The organism is Corynebacterium lipophiloflavum DSM 44291, from assembly GCF_000159635.1.
In the GTDB taxonomy this organism is placed as follows: Bacteria; Actinomycetota; Actinomycetes; order Mycobacteriales; family Mycobacteriaceae; genus Corynebacterium; species Corynebacterium lipophiloflavum.
The window spans coordinates 244,796-265,206 of sequence record NZ_GG667193.1 but is presented as its reverse complement, the minus strand read 5'-3'; the positions used below and the strand labels follow the sequence as shown (position 1 = coordinate 265,206).

Sequence of the window (20,411 nt, the reverse complement as noted above, 5' to 3'; positions counted from 1 at the left end):
AGTCCGGGGTTACGCCAGGAAGGCGCGGTAGTCGGCAGGCTCCGCGCCTTCTTCGATGGCCGCGGTAGCGGCGTTGATAAAGTCGCGGCGCACCTTCTTGTTGTCGAGCTCGCGCCCGGATACGGAGAGGCGGATGATGTTTCCCTTCGCCGCGCCGCGTTCGGCGGCCCGGATGATGTTGCGGCGCCACCATTTGGCCGCACCGAAGCCCTCGCCGACAGACAGGTTGCGGCACTGGTAGAACATGCCGGTATCGGTTTGGTGCAGGCCGCTTGTCGACGCCACCAGCAAGAATCCGAGGTCCGACAAAACCTCAAGGGTGCCCTCGGACAGGCGCCACCGCGGGGGCGCGAAGATGTTGAAGGATAACCCGAGCGATTCCATCTGCCGCGTCGCGCCGGTCAACCGCAGGCGCGCCTCGTGCGCGCCGAGCGTCGCGAACTCCGCGCGGCGCCCTTGAGCCGGCTGGTCAAAACCGTTGAGGATCAGGGCCCTGTCCGCATCGCGCTGCGCGTGCAACCACTTCAGCGTCTTTTTGTCCTTGGCCAGGTGCCACTTCTTGTCGATGTGCGGCGCGACCAGCAGAGAGACGGGGATCTCGGCAGCGTCGAGGTCGTCGGTGAGGCGAACGACGTTGTCGAGGGTGTCATCAAAAATCGACGACACGGAGACGAGGACGTGGCCGGGCATAGGCGCAATTATCGCACAGTCGGGTCGTTAGCGCTCCACGGCGCCGGACTTGTCCAGGACCCACGCGTACTCGAACGCGGTCTGCTTCCACTGCGCGTAGCGCCCCGACACTCCGCCGTGTCCGGCCGACATCTCCGTCTTCAGCAGAAACTCACCGCCGGTGGCGGTCTCGCGCAGCTTAGCAATCCACTTCGCGGGTTCCACGTAGAGCACGCGGGTGTCGTTGAGGCTGGTCACCGCCAGGATGTCGGGGTAGTTCTTGGCTTCGATGTTCTCGTAGGGTGCGTAGGAGGCGATGTAGTCGTAGGCCTCCGGGTCGTGGTACGGGTCGCCCCATTCCTCCCACTCCGTCACGGTCAGTGGCAGTTCCGGCATGAGGATGGAGGTGAGCTGGTCGACAAACGGCACGACGGCAAGGACGCCGGCGAATTTCTCGGGTGCCATGTTCGCCACCGCGCCCATCAGCAGCCCGCCGGCGGAGGCGCCTTCGGCGACGAGCTGACCGTAGGTGGTCATTCCGCGTTCGACGAGGGCGTCGGCGCAGGCAATGAAGTCGGTGAACGTGTTGCGCTTGGACATCATTTTGCCGTTGTCGTACCACAGCCTTCCCATTTCTCCGCCGCCGCGCACGTGCGCGCAGGCCCACACCATTCCGCGGTCCAGCAGGCTGAGGCGCGCGACGGAGAATGAGGGGTCGATCGAGTGTTCGTATGAGCCATAGCCGTACAAGAGCGTGGGCAGCGGCTTATCGACGCCCACATCGACGCGCCGCACCACCGACACCGGAACCTCGGTCCCGTCGTCGGCTGTTGCCCACAGCCGTTCCGCGACGTATTGCGCCGGGTCGTAACCACCCTCGACTTCTTGCTGTTTGAGCAGGGTGAACTCCCCGTTGGCAACGGTGTAGTCCAGCACCTGGGCAGGCTGGGTGAAAGACGTGTAGCTTAACCGCACGACTGGGGCGTCCCATTCCGGGTTTCCGCCGAGGCCCACGGTGTAGAGTTCCTCGTCGAACTCAATCTCGGTGAACTGCCCGATGCTGCCGCCGGCCAAGTCGGCCACGGCGAGGCGGCCGATGCCTCCTGCGCGGTAGCTCAGGAAGATGAAGTCGCGGTAGGAGTCGGTGCCTTCGATGCGGCGGGCGTCGTCGTGGGCAGCGACGTCGTCAAGCTCACGCAGCGGGGCGAGGCTATCGATCGGGCAGGTGCCCACCGCGAAGTTGGGGCCCGTCGCATTGTGGGTGACCACCCACTTCTCCTCGCCGCCGGGCGCGATGAAGTCCACGTCGTACTCCACGCCGTCTTGGCGCGGCCACAGCATGCGGAACTCGCCGGTGGGGTTGTCGAAGTCGAGGACGTGGAACTCGCTGGTGCTCTTCGAGCTCGAGACGATGTAGAGGAAGCGCTCGGCGCGGTCCGCACCGACGCCGACGTTGAAGCGCTCGTCGGGCTCCTCGTAGACCAGCACGTCGGCGGACTCGGGGGTGCCGAGCGTGTGGCGCCACACCTGGTGGGGGCGCCAGGCGTCGTCGACACGCACGTAGAAGATGTGCTCCTCGCCCGCCCACACTGCGCCGTAGAAGATGTCGGTTAGGGTGTCGTCGTAAAGCGAGCCCGTCTCCAAGTCTTTGACGCGCAGCTCGAAGCGCTCGTCGCCCGAGGTGTCAAAGGAGTAGGCCAACAGGCGGCCCGAGGGGGACACGCGGGAGGCACCGAGGGAGAAGAACTCGTGGTCAGCTGCGAGCTCGTTGATGTCGAGCAACACCTGCTCGCCGGGCAGCGGGGAGCCGTCCTCCGGCACGCGAGGCGGCGTCCACGGCTGCTCGCGCTCGGCGGCGACGCGGCAGGAAATGCCGTAGTCCTTGCCCTCGACCGTGCGGCCGTAGTACCACCAGCCGCCCTGGCGCGACGGGACGGACATGTCGGTCTCTTTGACCCTGCCCTTAATCTCGCCGTAAATGGCATCCGTCAGCGGCTGCAGGTGGCCGGTCAGGGACTCGGTGTACGCGTTCTCGGCCTCAAGGTAGTTCAGCGTTTCCGGGCTGGCCTTATCGCGCATCCACTCGTAGTTGTCCACCACATCGCGCCCGTGGAACGAGCGGGTGATCAGGTGTTTTGGGGCGTGCGGGGCTGATTTACTCATACCCGCCGAGTGTAGCGACCGAATTCTTAGGCGTTGGCGCCCGGCCAGTGGCTGAACTTCTCCCCGCTCAAGCGCTCGTAGGCCTCGATGTAGCGGTCTCGGGTCGCCTCGACGACGGAGCCCGGCAGCTCCGGCGGCTGCATCCCGCTGGACGGATCCCAACCCGACTTCGGCCCAGTGAGCCAGTTGCGCACGTACTGCTTGTCAAAGCTGGGCTGCACGCGGCCCTCCTCGTAAGAGTCCGCGGGCCAGTAACGCGAGGAGTCGGGGGTGAGCACCTCGTCGGCAAGCACGAGCTCGCCGTTGTCGTCGAGGCCGAACTCGAGCTTCGTGTCGGCGAGGATGATGCCGCGGGACTGAGCGTAGGCCGCGGCGGTGGTGTAGACCGCCAAGGTGGCGTCGCGGAGCTTTTCGGCGAGCTCCGCACCCAGCTTGTTGGACACGTGGGAAAACGACACGTTTTCATCGTGATCGCCCTGCTCCGCCTTCGTCGCGGGGGTAAAGATCGGTTCGGGCAGCTTCGACGCCTCCACCAGGCCCTGCGGCAGCGGCACGGCGCACACTCGCCCCGTAGCGTCGTACTCCTTCTTGCCGGAGCCAGTGAGGTAGCCACGCGCCACGCACTCAAACGGGATCATCTCCAGCTTCCTCACGACGTGCGCCCGGCCTAGGACCTCCTCCGGGATGCGCTCGTCCTCCACCGGGCCAGCCAGGTGGTTGGGCATGCCCAGCTCGCGGCCCAGCAGGTCGAAGAAGAACGTGCTCGTCGCCGTGAGGATTCGGCCCTTGTCCGGAATTTCCGGCTCGAGGGAGTAGTCGAATGCCGAAATACGGTCGGTGGCCATCATCAGCAAAGTGTCGCTGTCCACCTGGTAAATCTCGCGGACCTTGCCACCAGAAAGGTGAGCGTAATCGGATAACTCAGGGCGCATGGTGTGCAAGTGTAGTCCCGCAGCGCGCGAGGGCGAATCGCGCGAGGGCGCGCGCGGAAAACCACGGCCCGTGGCCTAATCTGGATGCCATGAAACCACGCACCGCAGTACTCGTCGTAGCGTTGCTGGCCCAGGCAGCAGCGCTGGGCGCCTGCGCGCCCGGCGAGGCCGACCCCAGCGCAGCGGAAGCTCGCAGCGCAGGGCAAACTCGCAGCGCGGAGACGCTCAGCGAGCTGCCGGGCATGCCGGACGACTTCACCCCCACCGAAAGTGGCGAAGTACTCCGCTTCGGAGAGACCGCCCACGTTGTCACCACCAGCCTCGACACCGGCCAGCCCGTGTACTTTGACGTCACCGTGGACAGGCCCACCAAACTCACTCCCGCCGAGGTTGAAGACAACATCGGCCAGGACCCGGGCGAGATCGGGTTGCCCGAACCGGAAGAGGGCGAAACAGCCCCGCAGCCGGAGCGCTACGACAGCTTCACCTGCTTCATCGTCACTTTCACGCCCGTCGCGGTCGGCGACGGCGCCTATTCAGTCTCCCTGCCGTGGTTCAAAATCCTCGACCCAGGCGGGCTCAACGCCAACTTCGTCGAACACAGCGACAATGCCTACTGCGGCATCAGCCCCGACGAGGAGATCCCGGCGTTTACCGGCGATATGGAGGTAGGACGCGAGTACAAACGCGCCCTCGTCACCTGGACCGGCGCCACCGACCCCGGGATCGTCGGCACCGCCATCGAACTCAACACCGTGTTGAGCCCGAAGAACAGCGCTCAGCCCTTGCAGTCAATCACCTGGAAGTAACGCTGGGCTTTTACAGGATCTCGCCCGGGGTGTAGCCGGCGGCGTTGGGGTGGGCGTCGAATAGCTTTTGAATGCGGGCGAGCACGCCGTCGACTTGGGACTCGGCGGCACCAATGAAGGCGTGGCGGTCCGCGAGTGCGGCGTCGAGCCCGGCGCGGTCCAGCGGGAGGCGCTCGTCTTGCGCGAGGCGCTCGATGAGGTTTTGCTCGGCGCCGGTTTCGCGCATGTCCAGCGCCATCGCCACCGCGTGCTCCTTGATCACCTCGTGCGCCGTTTCGCGGCCAACCCCGGCGCGCACCGCCGCCATGAGGATGCGGGTCGTGGCCAGAAACGGCAGGTAGCGGTCCAGCTCGCGGTTGATCATCGCGGGAAACGCCCCGAACTCGTCGAGGACGGTGAGGAAGGTCTCCAGCTGACCGTCGATGGCGAAAAACGCGTCCGGCAGCGCGACGCGGCGCACGACCGAGCAGAACACGTCGCCCTCGTTCCACTGCTGGCCGGCGAGATCCGCGACCATGGTGAGGTAGCCGCGCAGGATCACCTGGAAACCGCCGACGCGCTCGCAAGAGCGCGCGTTCATCTTGTGGGGCATCGCGGAGGACCCGACCTGGCCCTCCTTGAAGCCCTCCGTCACCGTCTCGTTGCCGGCCATCAGCCGGATCGTTGTGGCCAGGCTCGACGGGCCCGCGCCGAGCTGGACGAGGGCGGAGACCACGTCGAAGTCAAGCGAGCGCGGGTACACCTGGCCGACGGAATCGAAGGTACGGGCAAAACCGAGGTGGTTCGCGATGTGGTTTTCCAGCTCTGCGAGCTTGCCCTCGTCGCCCCCCATCAGGTCGAGCATGTCCTGGGCGGTTCCCATCGGGCCCTTGATGCCGCGCAGCGGGTAGTTGGCCAGCAGCTGCTCAATGCGCTCGGTGGCGATGAGGATCTCGTCCGCAGCCGTGGCGAAACGCTTGCCCAGGGTGGTCGCCTGCGCCGCGACGTTGTGGGAGCGGCCCGCCATGACGAGGGACTTGTACTGTTCGGCGCGGTTACCAATTGCCTTGAGCAGCGCCACCGACTTATCGCGCACGAGCTCGAGGCCGCGGTACATCTGCAGCTGCTCGACGTTTTCCGTCAGGTCTCGGCTGGTCATTCCCTTGTGGATGTGCTCGTGGCCGGCGAGCGCGTTGAATTCTTCGATCCTGGCTTTCACGTCGTGGCGCGTGACCCGTTCGCGCGCGGCGATGCTGTCCAGGTCAACGTTGTCGATGACGCTGTCGTAGGCGGCAATGGCCTCGTCGGGAATGTCGACGCCGAGGCCCTGCTGGGCCTCCATCACGGCGATCCAGAGCTGTCGCTCCAGCACGATCTTGTGCTCGGCGCTCCACAGCTCCGCCATTTCGGGCGAGGCGTAGCGGTTGGACAGGACGTTGGGGTTCATCGGCTTAACTGACACGGATCCAATTATTCCACGTTGCGCTTACGGAGCCCGCTCGACCTGACAGTTCGAATACCTGTTCCCACAATCGGGGGTGGGTGTCCGAGGCGTTTTTACAATGAAGGCAGATCAAGAAAGGGGGTTACCGGAATGAGAACGCTAGCATCGCTTGTCGACGCCATCGCCGACGCAATGGACGAGGTCAGCTCGCTTTTCGACGACCCCTCGACGCTCACCTTCGATTCAACCCGCGCCGAGATCGAACGGCTCGAAAAAGCCTTCAACCACAAGGGCACGATCGACGCCTCGTTCGCCTACTTGTGCGAGCCCGACGGGGCGGGACGCAGCGTGGGCGCCACTTACGCCAACGACTACCTCGAAAAAGCCCTCGATCTCTCCCGCGCCGAGGCCCTCCGCAGGCTGCAGCGCGGACGCGACCTGTTCGCGCCTCCCGCCGCCCATTCAGAGCCCGACCCGGCCCTCGACTTCGACACTCCCCCGCGCCGGGAGAAATCCGGCGATTCCGGCGCGCAGCAGAAGAAAGCCCGCGACGACGCGCGCGGCATCGGGCCCGAGAAACAGGCGGTCATCGACAACGAGCTGCGCGCCCTGTCGAAGGAGGCCGCCCACCAGCGCGCCTCCATCCTCGCCCGCGCGCTCGGGGAGGCCGCTGGGCGCAGCGTCAGCGACCTTCGCAAGTTCGTCCGCACCCTCGTCGACCGCGCGAACTTGGCCAACAAACCCGCCACGGACCCGAACGCGGGCTTCTCCTCGCGCTGCATCAGGGCGTCGCGCAGAAAGTCCGACGGGACTTACGACGTCACTGCCACGATGACGGCCGGCGACTGGGCCCTGTTCAAGGCGCTCCTCGATTCAGACTCCGCCCCGGGATCCAACATCAGCGCCGATTCCAAGCAGGATTACCGCACTCCCGCCCAGCGCCGCTACGACCAGTTCTGGCGCATCATCACCCAATTCGAAAGCGACCGGCAGGTCAAAAACCGCGGCGCGGCCTCCGTCGTGCTCGCCATCACCCTCGACGATCTCGCCGACGCCGATTGGCACACCACGTTCATGACCAACACGGGCGTCGAGGTCGACTGCTTCGATCTGGTACGCCTCGGCATGGGTGGCACCAAGGACTTCATCCTCCACATCGACCGGGTCACCGGCGAGCCCATCGCCCTGGGCTCCACCCGCCTGGCAAGCGTAGAGCAACGGATTGCCATGCTCGCCGTCCAGGGAGTCTGCGCGTGGACCGGCTGCGACGTCCCCATGTCAGAAACCGAGATGCACCACATCCTGGCCTATATCCACGGCGGGAAAACCGATCTTTTAAACCTCGCCGGGCTCTGTCGCCGGCACCACTCGTGGAACAACGACTACAGAGACGGCAGAAACGGGAAGTCCCACGTGGCAAAGTGCCCGGATACTCAACGCATCGCGGTCGTATCACCAGACGGCACGGTGTCCTATAACGACACCGTGTCCTACCACCAATCTCCGGGGGCGAAGCTGCGGAAACGGGAGCACAAGATTGAGTCCCGTCAAGCTCCGGACCCACCGATGTTCCACCCGCCGCACAGGCGCAAACGCAGACCTGCCTAGAGGAAACCAGCTAGAGGGAGATCGCTCCCTCAATTGCCGCGCGCGCAATATCCCTGCGGAAAAACCCACCCTGCAACTCGACACCCTCGAGCTGCGCGTAGGCCGCCTCGACCGCTTCCGCAAGAGTGGCCCCGACACCCAAGGCGTTGAGCACACGCCCGCCGCCGGAGACGTACACTCCATCACGCGAAGCGGTTCCCGCATGCAGGATCCGCGAAGGATCATCGAGGTTGTCGCCGCTCAGAGCGTCGCCCTTGCGCGGCGACTCCGGATACCCCTCGGCCGCCAGCACGACCGTGGCAGCGTAGCCCTCGGCCCAGCGCAGCGGGCCAAGCTGCGCCAACGTTCCGGTCGCCACGGCGTTGAGGGCGTCGGCAAGCGGGGTTTCGAGCAGCGCCAGCACGGCCTGCGTTTCCGGGTCGCCGAAGCGGGCGTTGAACTCCACCACAGCCGGGCCCTCGGGCCCCCAGGCGAGGCCGGCGTAGAGCAAACCCTGGTAGGCAATGCCGCGCGCCACCATCTCGCGCGCCACCGGCTCGACCACCTCAGCGACAATGCGCGACACCCCGTCGGCAGGCAGCCACGGAAGCGGCGTGTAGGCGCCCATCCCGCCGGTATTCGGGCCCAGGTCCCCGTCGTAGGCGCGCTTGTGGTCCTGCGCGGGCAGCAGGGGCACGACAGTTTCCCCGTCGACCAGGCAGAACAGCGACACCTCCGGGCCTTCCAGGAAGGACTCCAGCAGCACCGGGTTGCCGGCCTTGATCACGGCACGCGCGTGCGCGGCGGCCGCCTCGCGGTCATCGGTGACCACAACGCCCTTGCCGCCGGCGAGCCCGTCGTCCTTGACCACGTAGTGCGGGCCATAGCCGTCGAGCGCGGCATCTATCTCGTCGAGGGCGGTGACCTGCGTCGCCGAGGCCGTGAACACACCCGCCGAGGCCATCACGTCTTTCGCGAAAGCCTTCGAGCCCTCCAACTGGGCCGCTGCCTGCGAAGGGCCGAACACGTTGAAACCGGCGCCGCGCAGCGCGTCCGAGACCCCCGCGACGAGCGGGATCTCCGGGCCGATGACCACAAGCTCGGCGTCAACTTCGCGGGCGAGCCGGGTCACGGCCTCGGGCGAAGCCGCATCGACGGGGTGTACCTGCGCCAGCGTCGCCATCCCGGCGTTGCCCGGCGCGACGTGGAGTTCGTGGCCGGAAAGGCCATGGAGCAGGGCGTGTTCGCGGCCGCCCGAGCCGATAACGAGGATGCGCATGAGCTCTAATCTACAGGTAGCCTGGGGGAGCATGAGCACCGTGTTTACCAAGATCATCAACGGGGAAATCCCCGGCCGCTTCGTCTACCGCGACGAGACAGTGGCCGCGTTTTTGACCATCGAGCCCGTCTCCTACGGCCACACCCTGATCGTGCCCGTCGCCGAGGTAGACAAGTGGACTGACCTCGACCCGGAAACCTGGGCCCACGTCAACGAGGTGGCCCTCAAGATCGGTTCCGCGATTGTCGACACCTTCGGCGCCGCGCGCGCCGGCTACCTCATCGCCGGATTCGAGGTCCCCCACGCCCACGTCCACGTCTTCCCGGCGAACGACATGAGCGGCTACAGCCTGGCCAACGTCATCCCCGCGGATCAGACCGACCCCGCGAAGATGGACGAGGCCGCCGCGAAGCTGCGCGAACGCCTCGGCGTCGGTGAGGACGGCCGCGCACTCTAGCGCGCCTAGATTAGTCCCACTCGGGGTTGTCCACGTCAACCCCCTCCGCCGCGGCCTGCGCCTCGACGAGTCGCAGCAGATAATCCTGCTCCCCGCGGTAGGCGGCGTGGAAGCGCTCGTCGGCGTCGTACATCCGCGCAAGGATGAGCTGGCGCGCCGCGGTTGCCTCGTACCATTCGCTTATCGACGCCCTGTGGCGGCGCACCAGATCCCGTGCCGCGTCCGAACGCGGTTCGACCCCCGCCTCACGGGCGGCCGCGAGGTCCGCGGCGAATACGTCCTGCTCCTCCTTCATCCTCTCGAAATCGGCGGCGCCCTTCCTCTTCAGACGAGCCTGGGATTCGGCCCACTGCGGGGTGCCTCCCCAGCGCTGCTCGGCTTCGTCTTGATAGGCGGGCATGTGGTCGCCGAAGTAGATGCTCAAGTTATCCATCGTGGTCTCCTTCAGTAGTTGGTCGACTGCATCCACTTGGCGTTTCAGTTCCCTGGCGCGCCTCGCGAGCTCGCGGCGGTGGCGGCGCAGCGCATCGCGGAGGGCGTTGTCGCTGGGGGCGTCGAGAAGCGAGGCTATGTCGCTCAACGGCATCCCCGCAGACTGGTAAAGCACAATCGCGGCTCCGCGCCGCAGGTCGGCATCGGAGTAGACGCGGTAGGTACCCCGGCGCGCCGGCACGAGGAGCCCGAGGCTGTCCCAGTGCCGCAGCGCTTTCGGTGTGACGCCCAGCCAGGTGGCTGCTTCGCTAATGGAATGCATGGTCACGACTCAACTGGTTGCCGCAGGGGCAAGGTCAAACCATCGGCAGCGACAGCGTGAACGTCGAACCCTCGCCCGGCGCGGTGCGCACCGAGATCGCTCCGCCGTGCGCCTCCACGATGGATTTTGTGATGGCCAAGCCCAGGCCGGAACCGCCGCCGCCGGCCCTGTTGCGGGAGGTGTCCGCGCGGTAAAAGCGCTCGAAGATGTGGTCCGCGTCCTCTTGCCGCATGCCGACACCGTTGTCGGCGACGTCGATAAAGACCTTGTCCAGGTTCTCGCGCAAGGTGATCGTCACCTCCGCATCGGGCCCGCCATGTTTGAACGCGTTGCTGACTAAGTTGAGCATCACCTGGTGCAGGCGGTCGGGGTCACCCTTGACCATGGGCACGTTCATCGCTTCGTTTTCCACCGTCAGCACGCGGTCGGGAAACGCCGCCCGCGCAGTGCTTTTGACAGAGGACACGACGTCGAACATGTCGACATCTCTGGTGACCAGGCGCGCGCCCTCGGCGCGGGTCAGGGCAAGCAGATCCTCCACGAGCAGCTTCATGCGGCCGGATTCCTCGTCGATCTTCGACAACACCATGTCCGGGTCGTCAACCATGCCTGTGCGGTACAACTCCGTGTAACCGCGAACACTGGTCAGCGGTGTACGCAGCTCGTGAGAGGCATCGCCGACAAACCGACGCATCTGCTCCTCCTTGGTGCGCGACTCCTCCACGGATTCCTGCAGCTGCCCCACCATGGTGTTGACGGCGTAAGACAGTTTGCCCACCTCCGTCTCGCGCGACCAGGCAGGCACCCGCCTTTCCATGTCGCCGTCCGCGATCGCCAGCGCCGTTTGCTCCACCACGCGCAGCGGTGTCAACGCGCGCCGGATGAAGAAGTTGCCCGCGAACCCGATGCAGATCACGGTAAACGTGCCGATCCCGGCCGTGACGATAGCCAGGGACGCGAGCATTCGGTGTTCAGCCTCCAAAGACTTGGCGACGAACTCGATGGAGCCGTCGGCGTTGGCGTGCGCCATCGCCCGCCACTCAATGTCCTCACCGGAACCCGGCAGGGAGCTCACCGTCTGGGCGTGGAAGCCCTCGAGCTCGCTGAAGTTCGGTTGGCTCGCCGAGTACGAGCCGTAGTAGTGGTACCCGGGCAGCTGCGGGTAGCGCACCGCCTGGCGGAACTCGCTCGGCGCGCCCATCGACGGCCACGGGGTAGCCTGCCCAACCCACGTGTCCAAGCCTTCGCGCAACTGCTCGTCCGCCCGCTGGTACAGAAGACCGCGCATCAGGGTGTAGACCGCCACCGAGCTCAAAGCCATGCCGAGGATCGTGATGAGCAGAACGATCGCCAGCAGGCGCTTCTGCAGCGGGATTTGGCTCGTCGGTGTCTGGGTCGACAGGCGGGGGCGGATCATGAACCTACTGGCGCGGGGTGCGCAGCACGTAACCGACGCCGCGGACGGTGTGGATCAGCGGAACGTCACCGGTGTCCACCTTGCGCCGCAGGTAGGAGATGTACGACTCGACGACGTTTCCGTCACCGCCGAAGTCGTAGTGCCACACGTTGTCGAGGATCTTCGCCTTCGAGAGCACGACCTCCGCGTTGAGCATGAGGTAGCGCAGCAGGTTGAATTCCGTCGGGGAGAGGTCGATGATCTCACCGCTCTTGGTCACCTCGTGGGTGTCGTCGTTGAGCGTCAAGTCCGCGTAGCGCAGGGTCGAGTCGGAATCCGCATCGGCGGTGACATTTCCGCGGCGCAGAATCACGCGCAGGCGGGTGATGACCTCTTCAAGGCTAAACGGCTTGGTCACGTAATCGTCGGCGCCGATGGTCAGGCCGTGGATCCGGTCTTCGACCGCGTCCTTCGCGGTGAGGAAGAGCACGGGGCCGTCGAGCCCGTCGGCACGCAGCTTGGACAGCAGCTCGAAGCCGTCCATCCCGGGCATCATGACGTCCAGGATGTAAGCGTCGGGGCGGAACTCGCGGGCGACCTTGAGAGCTTCCGAGCCGGAATTTACGCTTTCCACCTCGAAACCCTGGAAGCGCAGGGAGACGGTGAGCAGTTCGACAATGTTCGGCTCGTCGTCGACGACGAGAACTTTGACGCCCTCATTCATGTCAGGCATGGGTATTTTCCTCCAACGGTAGATTCTTGAAGGCAATCTAACCCGCCATTCTGAACCTTTCCTGTACGACCTCTGGGGGGAGATTCCTTTTTCCCCACCCGTATACTCCGTGCAATGCGTTGGTTGCTTCTCGGCGTCCTCTCCACCGGCCTTCTGCTCATCGGGCTGGACAACTCGATCCTGTACACGGCACTGCCCACCATCAGCGCCGAGCTGGGTGCGGACGAGGCACAGGGCCTGTGGATCATCAACGCCTACCCGCTCGTAGTGGCTGGTCTGATGCTGGGCACCGGCACCCTCGGTGACAAGGTGGGCCACGCGCGCATGTTCGCCACGGGCATGGCCATCTTCGGTGCAGCCTCCCTGAGCTGCGCCTACGCTCCCACGCCAGAGCTGCTCATCGCCGCGCGCGGCGCACTCGGCCTCGGCGCGGCTGTGATGATGCCGGCCACGCTCGCGCTCGTGCAGCAGACGTTTCCAAACGAGCGCGAGCGCAACACGGCGATCGGCATCTGGGCCTCCGTAGCTACCGCGGGTGCCGCGGCCGGCCCGCTCGTCGGCGGGTTCTTGCTGGAGCATTTCTGGTGGGGCTCGATCTTCCTCGTCAACGTGCCCATCGTCGCGGCCGCCCTGCTCGCTCTCGCCGCGCTGCGCCCCACCAATCACCCCTACCCTCTGGTGCGCTGGGACGCGGCCTCGACACTGCTGAGCATCCTCACCCTCACCGGGTTCACGCTGGTCATCAAAGGACACCTGTGGGCCGTCGTGCCGGCGGGGCTCGGCGCGTGGTTGTTTGCGCGTCGACAAGCGCGGCTCGAGCAACCGTTGCTCACGCTCGACATCTTCCGCAACCGCATCTTCAGCGGCGGTGTCGTCGCCGCTGCGCTCGCGCTGACCGGGCTCGCCGCCGTAGAGCTGCTGACCACCCAGCGTTTCCACATCGTCGCCGGGTTCAGCCCGCTCGAGGCGGGCGCGATCATCTCGGCGATCGTCGCGGCGTCGCTGCCGTCGTCGATCATCGGCGGGATGGTGCTCCACCGCGTCGGGTTCTTCCCGCTCATCGTGGGCGGGCTGACCACGGCGGCCACCGGCACCCTCGTGGCTGCGCTGGCCGTGCACACCCTCCCGGTCTTCATCACGGCGATGCTGTTCGTGGGCGCCGGCATCGGGGCCGTCGGCAGCGTCGCCTCCACCGCAATCGTCGGCTCGGCACCACCCCACCGCGAAGGCATGGCGGCGAGCGTGGAGGAAATCTCCTACGAGCTCGGGGCGCTCACCGGAGTGGCCCTGCTCGGAACGCTGATGAGCACCATCCTCGCGCGTTTCGACGACTCCACAACGCACCCGCACGCGGTTTACGACATGGCCTACTCAACCGTGCTCACCATCGCCGCGGCGATCCTACTGGCCAGCGCGTTCGCCTGCGCCTGGCTGTTTCGCGGCAACCCGAAACGCCCTGCCCACCAGCGCAGTTAGCGCGGCGGGCATACCTTGAGCTGGAGACGAGACTTGAACTCGCAACCTACGCATTACAAGTGCGTTGCGCTACCGATTGCGCCACTCCAGCAGTGCGAATAATTCTACACGGCGCGCAGCGGCGGCAATCCCGCGGGTGCGGCATTTTCCACCGCAGGCTACGGTGACGGATGTGGCAGACGCGTTAAGAAGGCTCCGAGAGAGCTTGGGCAGCAATCGCAGGGGTGTCGCGACGATCGATGACGTGCGCACCTCCCCTCCCCCGTCAGTGCTCGCGCCCGTCGATCTGACGGACCCGGCGCAGGTCGCCGCGGTAATGACCATTGCGGCACGCATCGGGTCCATCTTGATCGCCAACGGCACGACCAGCTCGGACGCGCGCGCCTCCATCCACACGGTGACCTCGTCGTACGGCCTGCATTACTGCCATATCGACATCACGGTCAACACCATGACCATCCACACCATCATCGGCGTCAACCGCCGCACCCCTGTGAGCGTGTTCCGCGTGGTCAACGACATGTCGGAGAACTACCACAAACTCCAGGAGGTCGACCGCCTGATCCGCTCGATCCGATCCGGCGCCACTCCGCCGGAGGTTGCGGAGAAAATCCTCGACGACATCGAGCGCCGATACATCCCCTACCGCAACCTGCGCTTCCTGCTCGGCTGGGCTGTGATGGGCGCAGCCGTTTCCATACTGCTCGGCGGGAATTTCTTCATGGCCGGCCTCGGCGGGCTGACCGCGTTTCTGATCATGGGCATCAACAAGGTGCTCTCGCGCAACGACCTGCCGTACTTTTTCCACTGCGTCCTCGGCGGCACCCTGGCGACGCTGCCTGCACTGTTGTTTCACAACTTCTCGGCCCAACTCGGGTTTACGATCGTGCCCAGCCAGGTCATCGCCACCGGCATCGTCGTGCTGCTCGCGGGACTCACGCTCGTGCAGTCGCTTCTCGACGGCATCACCGGCTCCCCCGTCACCGCCTCAGCGCGGTTCTTTCAGACGCTGCTGTTCACGGGCGGCATCGTCGCCGGCGTGGCCACGGGAATCGCGCTCGGTGAGCTGCTCGGCGTCCAGCTACCGCCGCTGGAAACGATGCTGGGGGCACCCAGCTTCAGCTCAGCCATTGCGCGTGTCCTCGGCGGCACCATCGCCGCAGCAGCGTTCGCGGTGACCTGCTTCGCCGAGAAGCCGGCCGTCTTAGTCTCCGCCGCCACCGCTTTTGCGGGTTCCGCGATGTACTACGTCTTCCTGCTGCCGTTCGGCACCGGCCGGCTCATGGCCACCGCGGCGTGCGCAATCGTCGTCGGGCTCGCCGGCGGCCTGATCGCCCGCTTTTTCATGATCAACCCGGTGATCACCGCCGTGGCCGGGGTGACGCCCTTCCTCCCCGGTTCCGGGGTGTACCGCGGCATGTACGCGATCATGAACGAGCAGCTTGTTGTCGGCATGACCAACCTGATCGTGGCGGTGGGAACGTGCATGGCGCTGGCCGGCGGCGTCGTCTTCGGCGAGTGGATGGCGCGCCGCATCCGCCGCCCGCGCCTGTTCAACCCCTACAGCGCGTTCAGGCGCGCCGGGCGGCTGACCTTCGAGCAGATCCGCCGCGCGGAGACCGTCGCCCGGCGAGCGACCCGGCCGAAACGCGGCGCGGACACGAAGCTCACACACCCTCTCACATGACAGCAGCCGTGGCGTAGAATAGTGTTTTGACGTCCCACCCCGGATGAAGGAGACACCCGAAGTGCCACCCAAGATCACCGATTCCCGCCCCTCCCCCGAGGCCATCCACGCGGTTGAGGAGCAGACGGCGGCCGGTGCCCGCCGGATCGTGGGCACATACGCAGAAGACTTCTTCGACGGCGTGACCCTGATGTCCATGCTCGGCGTGGAGCCGCAGGGCTTTGTGTACAAGAAGTACGCCGAGGCACGCGAAGCCGAGGGCGAGACGAACGAGGCCCCGGCAGCGGCGGCGAAGAAGACCACGAAAAAGGCCGCTAAGAAGACTGCCAAGAAGGCCGCGAAGAAGACCGCGAAGAAAGCCACCAAGAAGGCAACCAAAAAGGCCGCCAAGAAGACAGTGAAGAAGGCCACGAAGAAGGCGACCAAGAAGGCCGCGAAAAAGTCCGCCTCCGCCGGCGACGAGGCCTAAGCGCGGGCCATGGCGGGGGACAACAAGTTCGTCGTTGTCGCCAACCGGCTGCCGGTCGACCGCACCGAGTCGGGCTGGCAGGCGTCGCCTGGTGGCCTGGTCGCGGCCCTCGCCCCCGTGCTGCGCGCCCACTCCGGGTGCTGGGTCGGTTGGCCCGGCGAGCCGGACGCGCGCGTCGAGCCCTTCGAGTTCGAGGGCATCTCGCTGCACCCTGTGTCGCTGAGCCGCTGGGATTTCGAGAACTTCTACGAGGGGTTTTCCAACTCCACCCTGTGGCCTCTCTACCACGACCTGATTGTCGCCCCGCAGTACGTGGCTCAGTGGTGGGAGGCGTACCTGGCGGTCAACGAAACCTTCGCCGCCGCGGTCGCATCCGTCGCCGCGAAGGGCGCGACGGTGTGGGTGCAGGATTACCAGCTGCAGCTCGTTCCGGGAATGCTCAAGCAGCGCCGTCCCGACCTCAAGGTCGGGTTTTTCTTGCACATCCCCTTCCCGCCGCCTGACCTGTTCCGGCAGCTGCCGTGGCGCGAGGAGATCACCCGCGGGCTCGAAGGATGCGACCTAGTGGGGTTCCAGCGCGGGGCGGACGAGGCGAACTTCCGCGCCCTCGTCGGCGCTGCCGGCCCGCGCACGGGGGCGTTTCCGATCTCGATTGACCCGACGGCGATCCGCCCCGGCGCGCGCGAGGACGTCGTCACGCTGCGCAAAGAGCTGGGCAACCCCCGCACCCTCATGCTCGGTGTCGACCGCATGGACTACACCAAGGGGATCCTGCAGCGCCTCCTCGCCGTAGAAAAGCTGCTGGAGAAGGGCCTGCTTGACGACGTCGCCGTGGTGCAACTCGCCACCCCTTCGCGCGAGCGCATCGAGCACTACCGGAAGACGCGCCGCGAAGTGGAGGAAGCCGTGGGCAGGGTCAACGGCCGTTTTGGCCAGGTCGGGCGGCCCGTGGTCCACTACATTCACCGCCCCGTGGCGAAAAAGGACCTGGGCACCTACTACGCTGCGGCCGACGTCATGCTGGTCACCCCGTTCAAGGACGGGATGAACCTGGTGGCCAAGGAGTACGTCTCCTGCCACCCACACGGCGACGGGGCGCTGGTGCTGTCGGAGTTCGCGGGAGCCGCCGTGGAGCTTCACCGGGCGCACTTGTGCAACCCCTTCGACCTGGAGTCGATCGAGCAGGCGATCCTCTTCGCCCTCGACGGCGACGCCGACGCGATGCGGGCGATGCACGCGCGCGTGACCGAGCACGACGTCGCGAGGTGGGCGCGGAATTTCCTGGAGGAGCTGTGAGAAGGGCCGTGATCGTCTCCGCCTGCTGCGCGCTCGCTTTGGGTGGCTGCGCCGGCGGCGCCGATAACATCGAGCTCACCGGCGAAACCTGGCAGGTCGTGGCGCTGCACACCGAGCCCGGTACCCCGGGTGAGCTGCCCGCCGACGCAGCGGGCAAAGCGTCGCTGCGCATCGCGGGCAATTCCATGACCGCCTCGACGGGCTGCGCTCCCCTGCGCGCCACAGTGGAGCAGACCCACCGGCGGCTCACGCTTGTCGACGTCGAAGTTGCCGACGCCTCCGGCTGCATCGGCGGCTCCCGCTACGTGCACGATGAGCTCACCGCCCTGCTGACACCTGGCGCTGCCTTCGACGTGCGCAAACTCAACGACAAGGAAGCCACTCTCACCGTCGTTTCTGATGCCGTCGACCGGCCCTCAGTCAGGGTGATGGCGCTGTGACGGCCGGGCAACCGCAGCTTGGCGGCGAGATCGAGCGCATCGCGCGCGCCGAAACCCTGCTCGTGTGCCTGGACTTTGACGGTACGATCTGCGAGCTCGGCCCGGACGCGTACGCGGTGACCGCGAACCCCGACGCGTTGCGCGCCGCGCGCACCCTCATGGCCCTGCCGGGAACTCAGGTCGCCGTGTTGTCGGGCCGCCACCTCGACGGGCTGCGCCGCGTCGTCGGGCTGGGCCACCCGGTGGTTCTCGTCGGCTCCCACGGCGCGGAAACCTCCGCGGGCGCCCCCGAGCTCACGCCCGCCGACCGCGCCTACCTCGACGACATTGCACGTCAGCTCGAGGCGATCGCGATCCCCCCGGCGTTCGTGGAATCGAAGCCTTACCAGCGAGTCATCCACGTCGCCGCCCTCGCAGACGACAACCCGGATCTGGCCGAGGACATCCTCACCCGCGCCCGCGCCCTGGCAACGCCCGGGCGCCCGGTGCTCAGCGGCCACAACATCGTGGAGTTCTCCGCCATCGAGGTGTCCAAAGGGTCCTGGCTGCGGGGGCACAAGGAGCACTTTGCCGCCACCGTCTTCGCCGGCGACGACACCACCGACGAGACGGCGCTGCGCGTCCTCGGCCCCGCCGACGTTGGCATCAAAGTGGGCCCGAAGCCGACCGTGGCGAAACACCGGGTCTCGGGCGTGGGAGAGATGGCGCAGGTGCTTAATCGCCTCGCCGAGGCGCGGCAACGGTTCGTCCGGGGATAAAGCGCGTGGGCAGGATCTGGCGCGGGGTGTTTCCGGGGCGCGGGGTGGGGGCGCCGATGAGCGAGCGCAGCATCGATCCGGCCGCCTCGCCCTTGGCGACGTTCGGCTGGTCGACGGTGGTCAGCCCCAGGTTGAGGGCGGATTCGATGCCGTCGAAGCCGGTCACGGAGAGCTCGTGCGGGATCCGCGCACCGCAGTAGTCGAACACGCCGAGTGCCATCGAGTCCGTCGTGCACAGCACGGCGGTGAGATCGGGGTGGGTGGCGATGAGCTCGCGGGCCCCGTCGGCGGCACTGTCGCGGTCGTTGAAGTGGCGCGCCACGATCGGCACGTCTGTGATGCCGGCCGCGTCGAACACCTCAAGGGCACCGGAGACGCGGTCGCGTTGCACGTGGAGATCGGCCTGCGCCAGCTCGTCGCGGCGCACGTGGCCGTTGCGCGGGAAGCTGAACAGGCGCTTGGCCAGGATCCCGATGCGGGTGTGGCCAGCATCGACAAGCGCCTGCGCAGCCGGGGCGATCGCGGCGGCGTCATCGATGCCGACGTAGGCCACGCCCTTCCCGGCGGGCTGGTCGCACACCACCAGGGGTAGCCCACGCACGCGGACCTCCGCCAGGTGAGGGTCGCCGGCAGGCACCGAGTACACCACGAAACCATCGACAATCGCACTCGTGATCAGCGCGGGGTTGTTCTCCCCGGGGCCGGCGGGAATCAACGTCAGCGAGAAATCGGTCTGGCGCGCCAGGCCCGCGAGGAAGTCCACGCTGGCCCGGTCCTCGAAGGCGTAGTGCAGGTGTTCCGTGAGCACCACCCCGACCGCACCGGCCCGGCGCGTGCGCAGCGACCGCGCCGTCGGGTTCGGGCCGGCGTAGCCCCGCTTCGCGGCGGCGGCGAGGATGCGCGCGCGCAGCTCGTCGGAAAGCTGGTCCGGGCGGTTGTAGGCGTTGGACACCGTGGTGCGCGACACCCCCACCTCGGCGGCGATGGATGCCAGAGTGCTGTTCGTGGCGGGGCTGGGCCGGGGTGACATGGCTACTATTGTAGGCTCACCGCGGGCCGGCGCCGCCCTAACCTGCACAGAATTGAAATCGCTTTTCATTAGTGCTTGAATGTCTCACATGACCGGAACCAAGTCCCTGCGCGCTGGCGCAGCCGTTTTCGCCACGTCCCTCTTCCTCGCGTCCTGCTCCACCAGCGGGACCGACGCCGCCACCACCGGCACCTCCGCCACCCCGGCCGAGGCCGCAGCGGACACCGTCGTCGCCACGACGACCGTCTGGGCGGACGTCGCCGGCTCCGTGCTCGGCAAAGACGTGCCCGCGGTGATCTCCAACCCCGCCACCGACCCGCACGACTTCGAGCCGGCCGCCGCCGACCTGGCCAAGGTCACCCAGGCAAAGGTCGTCGTCGCCAACGGCGGCACCTACGACAACGCCATCTACACCGCCGCCGACCCCGCCAACGTGATCAGCGCCCTACCGCTGTCGGGCGAGGAGCGCGCGCATGAGGAGGACTCACACGAGGGCCACGACCACGAGGGGGAGGCCCACGCCGACGAACACGCTCACGACGAGAACGAGCACATCTGGTACGACACCACGGTCGTGCGCGAGGTCGCCGACAAACTGGCCGAGGCCGCCGAGGCCGCCGAGGACAACGGCGTGGAGGCGGACACCGCGGAGCTGAACCAGCGCCTTGACGACGTCGATGCCAAGCTTGATGCGCTACCCGCCGCACGCATTGCCCAGACCCACCCGATTGCCGATTCGATCGTGGAGAACTCCGCGCTCGAAGACGTCACCCCGGAGGACTACCGCCATGCCACGCTCAACCACAGCGAGCCGTCAAGCGCGGCTGTCGCGGAGCTGATCACGCAGCTGGAAAGCGGCAAGGTGGTCCTGCTGATCAATAACCCCCAGACCCCGTCCGCACTGACCGACCGCATCCTCGCCGCCGCCGAGCAGAATGACGTCCCCGTCGTCGACATCGCGGAGACCCCTCAGGCGGGCGTCGGCTTCTTCGACTACCTTGACGAGATCGCGAACACGTTGACCGATAAGCTCGCCAATCTTTAGGTAACATT

At 66.6% G+C, this 20,411-nt stretch carries 19 protein-coding genes and 1 tRNA gene; 10 read left to right on the top strand and 10 right to left on the bottom strand.

The genetic code is table 11. The annotated features are described in order from the left end of the window. Positions 1-9 precede the first annotated feature (9 nt). From HMPREF0298_RS07865 to HMPREF0298_RS07855, 3 genes are read right to left on the bottom strand one after another with little or no spacing between them, the layout of a single operon-like run. Positions 10-690: a DUF2334 domain-containing protein gene (locus tag HMPREF0298_RS07865; RefSeq protein ID WP_006840622.1), complete on the bottom strand. Its 681-nt coding sequence runs from the start codon at positions 688-690 to the stop codon at positions 10-12. Between the two features lie 27 nt (positions 691-717). Further along, positions 718-2,832: a S9 family peptidase gene (locus HMPREF0298_RS07860; RefSeq protein ID WP_006840621.1), complete on the bottom strand. Its 2,115-nt coding sequence runs from the start codon at positions 2,830-2,832 to the stop codon at positions 718-720. A gap of 26 nt (positions 2,833-2,858) precedes the next feature. After that, positions 2,859-3,764: a phosphoribosylaminoimidazolesuccinocarboxamide synthase gene (locus HMPREF0298_RS07855; protein ID WP_006840620.1), complete on the bottom strand. Its 906-nt coding sequence runs from the start codon at positions 3,762-3,764 to the stop codon at positions 2,859-2,861. An 89-nt stretch (positions 3,765-3,853) separates the two neighbouring features. Between HMPREF0298_RS07855 and HMPREF0298_RS07850 the strand changes: the two genes are divergently transcribed. After that, positions 3,854-4,573 carry a hypothetical protein gene (locus HMPREF0298_RS07850; protein ID WP_006840619.1) on the top strand — a complete coding sequence of 240 codons (720 nt, stop codon included), beginning with the start codon at positions 3,854-3,856 and terminating at the stop codon, positions 4,571-4,573. A gap of 10 nt (positions 4,574-4,583) precedes the next feature. Here HMPREF0298_RS07850 and purB read toward each other — a convergent pair whose 3' ends face one another. Continuing rightward, complete coding sequence (gene purB / locus HMPREF0298_RS07845) at positions 4,584-5,999, bottom strand: adenylosuccinate lyase (RefSeq protein ID WP_006840618.1); 1,416 nt, start codon at positions 5,997-5,999, stop codon at positions 4,584-4,586. A gap of 147 nt (positions 6,000-6,146) precedes the next feature. Between purB and HMPREF0298_RS07840 the strand changes: the two genes are divergently transcribed. Continuing rightward, on the top strand, positions 6,147-7,604 hold the full coding sequence (locus HMPREF0298_RS07840; RefSeq protein ID WP_006840617.1) for an HNH endonuclease signature motif containing protein: 1,458 nt from the start codon (positions 6,147-6,149) through the stop codon (positions 7,602-7,604). 10 nt (positions 7,605-7,614) lie between these two features. On the opposite strand, the gene purD is transcribed toward HMPREF0298_RS07840, so the two are convergent. Next, positions 7,615-8,862 carry a phosphoribosylamine--glycine ligase gene (gene purD, locus HMPREF0298_RS07835; protein ID WP_040422838.1) on the bottom strand — a complete coding sequence of 416 codons (1,248 nt, stop codon included), beginning with the start codon at positions 8,860-8,862 and terminating at the stop codon, positions 7,615-7,617. A 31-nt stretch (positions 8,863-8,893) separates the two neighbouring features. Here purD and HMPREF0298_RS07830 point away from each other — a divergent pair, with 31 nt between their 5' ends. After that, positions 8,894-9,319 (top strand): HIT family protein, encoded by a 426-nt coding sequence (locus HMPREF0298_RS07830; protein ID WP_006840615.1) that lies wholly within the window; start codon positions 8,894-8,896, stop codon positions 9,317-9,319. Between the two features lie 10 nt (positions 9,320-9,329). Here HMPREF0298_RS07830 and HMPREF0298_RS07825 read toward each other — a convergent pair whose 3' ends face one another. From HMPREF0298_RS07825 to HMPREF0298_RS07815, 3 genes are read right to left on the bottom strand one after another with little or no spacing between them, the layout of a single operon-like run. Continuing rightward, positions 9,330-10,073: a MerR family transcriptional regulator gene (locus HMPREF0298_RS07825; RefSeq protein WP_006840614.1), complete on the bottom strand. Its 744-nt coding sequence runs from the start codon at positions 10,071-10,073 to the stop codon at positions 9,330-9,332. A 34-nt stretch (positions 10,074-10,107) separates the two neighbouring features. Next, complete coding sequence (locus tag HMPREF0298_RS07820) at positions 10,108-11,490, bottom strand: ATP-binding protein (protein WP_006840613.1); 1,383 nt, start codon at positions 11,488-11,490, stop codon at positions 10,108-10,110. Between the two features lie 4 nt (positions 11,491-11,494). Further along, positions 11,495-12,202 carry a response regulator transcription factor gene (locus HMPREF0298_RS07815; RefSeq protein WP_006840612.1) on the bottom strand — a complete coding sequence of 236 codons (708 nt, stop codon included), beginning with the start codon at positions 12,200-12,202 and terminating at the stop codon, positions 11,495-11,497. Between the two features lie 114 nt (positions 12,203-12,316). Between HMPREF0298_RS07815 and HMPREF0298_RS07810 the strand changes: the two genes are divergently transcribed. After that, positions 12,317-13,678, top strand: coding sequence for an MFS transporter (locus HMPREF0298_RS07810; protein WP_006840611.1), 1,362 nt, complete (start codon positions 12,317-12,319; stop codon positions 13,676-13,678). Positions 13,679-13,696: 18 nt separating this feature from the next. Here HMPREF0298_RS07810 and HMPREF0298_RS07805 read toward each other — a convergent pair. Then, a tRNA-Thr gene (locus HMPREF0298_RS07805) sits at positions 13,697-13,769 on the bottom strand. Positions 13,770-13,883: 114 nt separating this feature from the next. Here HMPREF0298_RS07805 and thrE point away from each other — a divergent pair. The 5 genes from thrE (at position 13,884) to otsB (ending at position 18,328) form a co-directional block, all read left to right on the top strand. Continuing rightward, positions 13,884-15,365, top strand: coding sequence for a threonine/serine exporter ThrE (gene thrE, locus HMPREF0298_RS07800; protein WP_245527473.1), 1,482 nt, complete (start codon positions 13,884-13,886; stop codon positions 15,363-15,365). A gap of 61 nt (positions 15,366-15,426) precedes the next feature. Then, the gene (locus tag HMPREF0298_RS07795) at positions 15,427-15,834 is read left to right on the top strand and encodes a hypothetical protein (RefSeq protein WP_040422830.1); all 408 of its coding nucleotides are present in this window, start codon (positions 15,427-15,429) and stop codon (positions 15,832-15,834) included. 9 nt (positions 15,835-15,843) lie between these two features. Beyond that, the gene (locus HMPREF0298_RS07790) at positions 15,844-17,130 is read left to right on the top strand and encodes an alpha,alpha-trehalose-phosphate synthase (UDP-forming) (RefSeq protein ID WP_006840608.1); all 1,287 of its coding nucleotides are present in this window, start codon (positions 15,844-15,846) and stop codon (positions 17,128-17,130) included. Next, positions 17,127-17,570: a hypothetical protein gene (locus HMPREF0298_RS07785; protein WP_006840607.1), complete on the top strand. Its 444-nt coding sequence runs from the start codon at positions 17,127-17,129 to the stop codon at positions 17,568-17,570. The genes HMPREF0298_RS07790 and HMPREF0298_RS07785 overlap by 4 nt, the downstream gene beginning before the upstream one ends. Then, entirely contained in the window at positions 17,567-18,328 is a 762-nt protein-coding gene (gene otsB, locus HMPREF0298_RS07780; RefSeq protein WP_006840606.1) for a trehalose-phosphatase, read from the top strand. The genes HMPREF0298_RS07785 and otsB overlap by 4 nt, the downstream gene beginning before the upstream one ends. Here the strand turns inward: otsB and HMPREF0298_RS07775 are convergent. Beyond that, positions 18,285-19,358, bottom strand: coding sequence for a LacI family DNA-binding transcriptional regulator (locus HMPREF0298_RS07775; RefSeq protein ID WP_040422828.1), 1,074 nt, complete (start codon positions 19,356-19,358; stop codon positions 18,285-18,287). The genes otsB and HMPREF0298_RS07775 overlap by 44 nt on opposite strands. An 88-nt stretch (positions 19,359-19,446) precedes the next feature. On the opposite strand from HMPREF0298_RS07775, the gene HMPREF0298_RS07770 reads away from it, so the two are divergent. Further along, positions 19,447-20,403, top strand: a complete 957-nt coding sequence (locus HMPREF0298_RS07770) for a metal ABC transporter solute-binding protein, Zn/Mn family (RefSeq protein WP_245527472.1) — start codon at positions 19,447-19,449, stop codon at positions 20,401-20,403. Positions 20,404-20,411 lie beyond the last annotated feature (8 nt).

Excerpts from the sequence above, each read along its gene's own strand:
- HMPREF0298_RS07775 (WP_040422828.1), bottom strand. The coding sequence starts at position 19,358 with ATGTCACCCCGGCCCAGCCCCGCCACGAACAGCACTCTGGCATCCATC.
- HMPREF0298_RS07815 (WP_006840612.1), bottom strand. The coding sequence starts at position 12,202 with ATGCCTGACATGAATGAGGGCGTCAAAGTTCTCGTCGTCGACGACGAG.
- HMPREF0298_RS07840 (WP_006840617.1), top strand. The coding sequence starts at position 6,147 with ATGAGAACGCTAGCATCGCTTGTCGACGCCATCGCCGACGCAATGGAC.
- HMPREF0298_RS07820 (WP_006840613.1), bottom strand. The coding sequence starts at position 11,490 with ATGATCCGCCCCCGCCTGTCGACCCAGACACCGACGAGCCAAATCCCG.
- HMPREF0298_RS07865 (WP_006840622.1), bottom strand. The coding sequence starts at position 690 with ATGCCCGGCCACGTCCTCGTCTCCGTGTCGTCGATTTTTGATGACACC.
- HMPREF0298_RS07825 (WP_006840614.1), bottom strand. The coding sequence starts at position 10,073 with ATGCATTCCATTAGCGAAGCAGCCACCTGGCTGGGCGTCACACCGAAA.
- HMPREF0298_RS07855 (WP_006840620.1), bottom strand. The coding sequence starts at position 3,764 with ATGCGCCCTGAGTTATCCGATTACGCTCACCTTTCTGGTGGCAAGGTC.
- HMPREF0298_RS07850 (WP_006840619.1), top strand. The coding sequence starts at position 3,854 with ATGAAACCACGCACCGCAGTACTCGTCGTAGCGTTGCTGGCCCAGGCA.
- HMPREF0298_RS07770 (WP_245527472.1), top strand. The coding sequence starts at position 19,447 with ATGACCGGAACCAAGTCCCTGCGCGCTGGCGCAGCCGTTTTCGCCACG.
- purB (WP_006840618.1), bottom strand. The coding sequence starts at position 5,999 with ATGAACCCCAACGTCCTGTCCAACCGCTACGCCTCGCCCGAAATGGCG.
- HMPREF0298_RS07860 (WP_006840621.1), bottom strand. The coding sequence starts at position 2,832 with ATGAGTAAATCAGCCCCGCACGCCCCAAAACACCTGATCACCCGCTCG.
- HMPREF0298_RS07790 (WP_006840608.1), top strand. The coding sequence starts at position 15,844 with ATGGCGGGGGACAACAAGTTCGTCGTTGTCGCCAACCGGCTGCCGGTC.
- HMPREF0298_RS07810 (WP_006840611.1), top strand. The coding sequence starts at position 12,317 with ATGCGTTGGTTGCTTCTCGGCGTCCTCTCCACCGGCCTTCTGCTCATC.
- purD (WP_040422838.1), bottom strand. The coding sequence starts at position 8,862 with ATGCGCATCCTCGTTATCGGCTCGGGCGGCCGCGAACACGCCCTGCTC.
- HMPREF0298_RS07830 (WP_006840615.1), top strand. The coding sequence starts at position 8,894 with ATGAGCACCGTGTTTACCAAGATCATCAACGGGGAAATCCCCGGCCGC.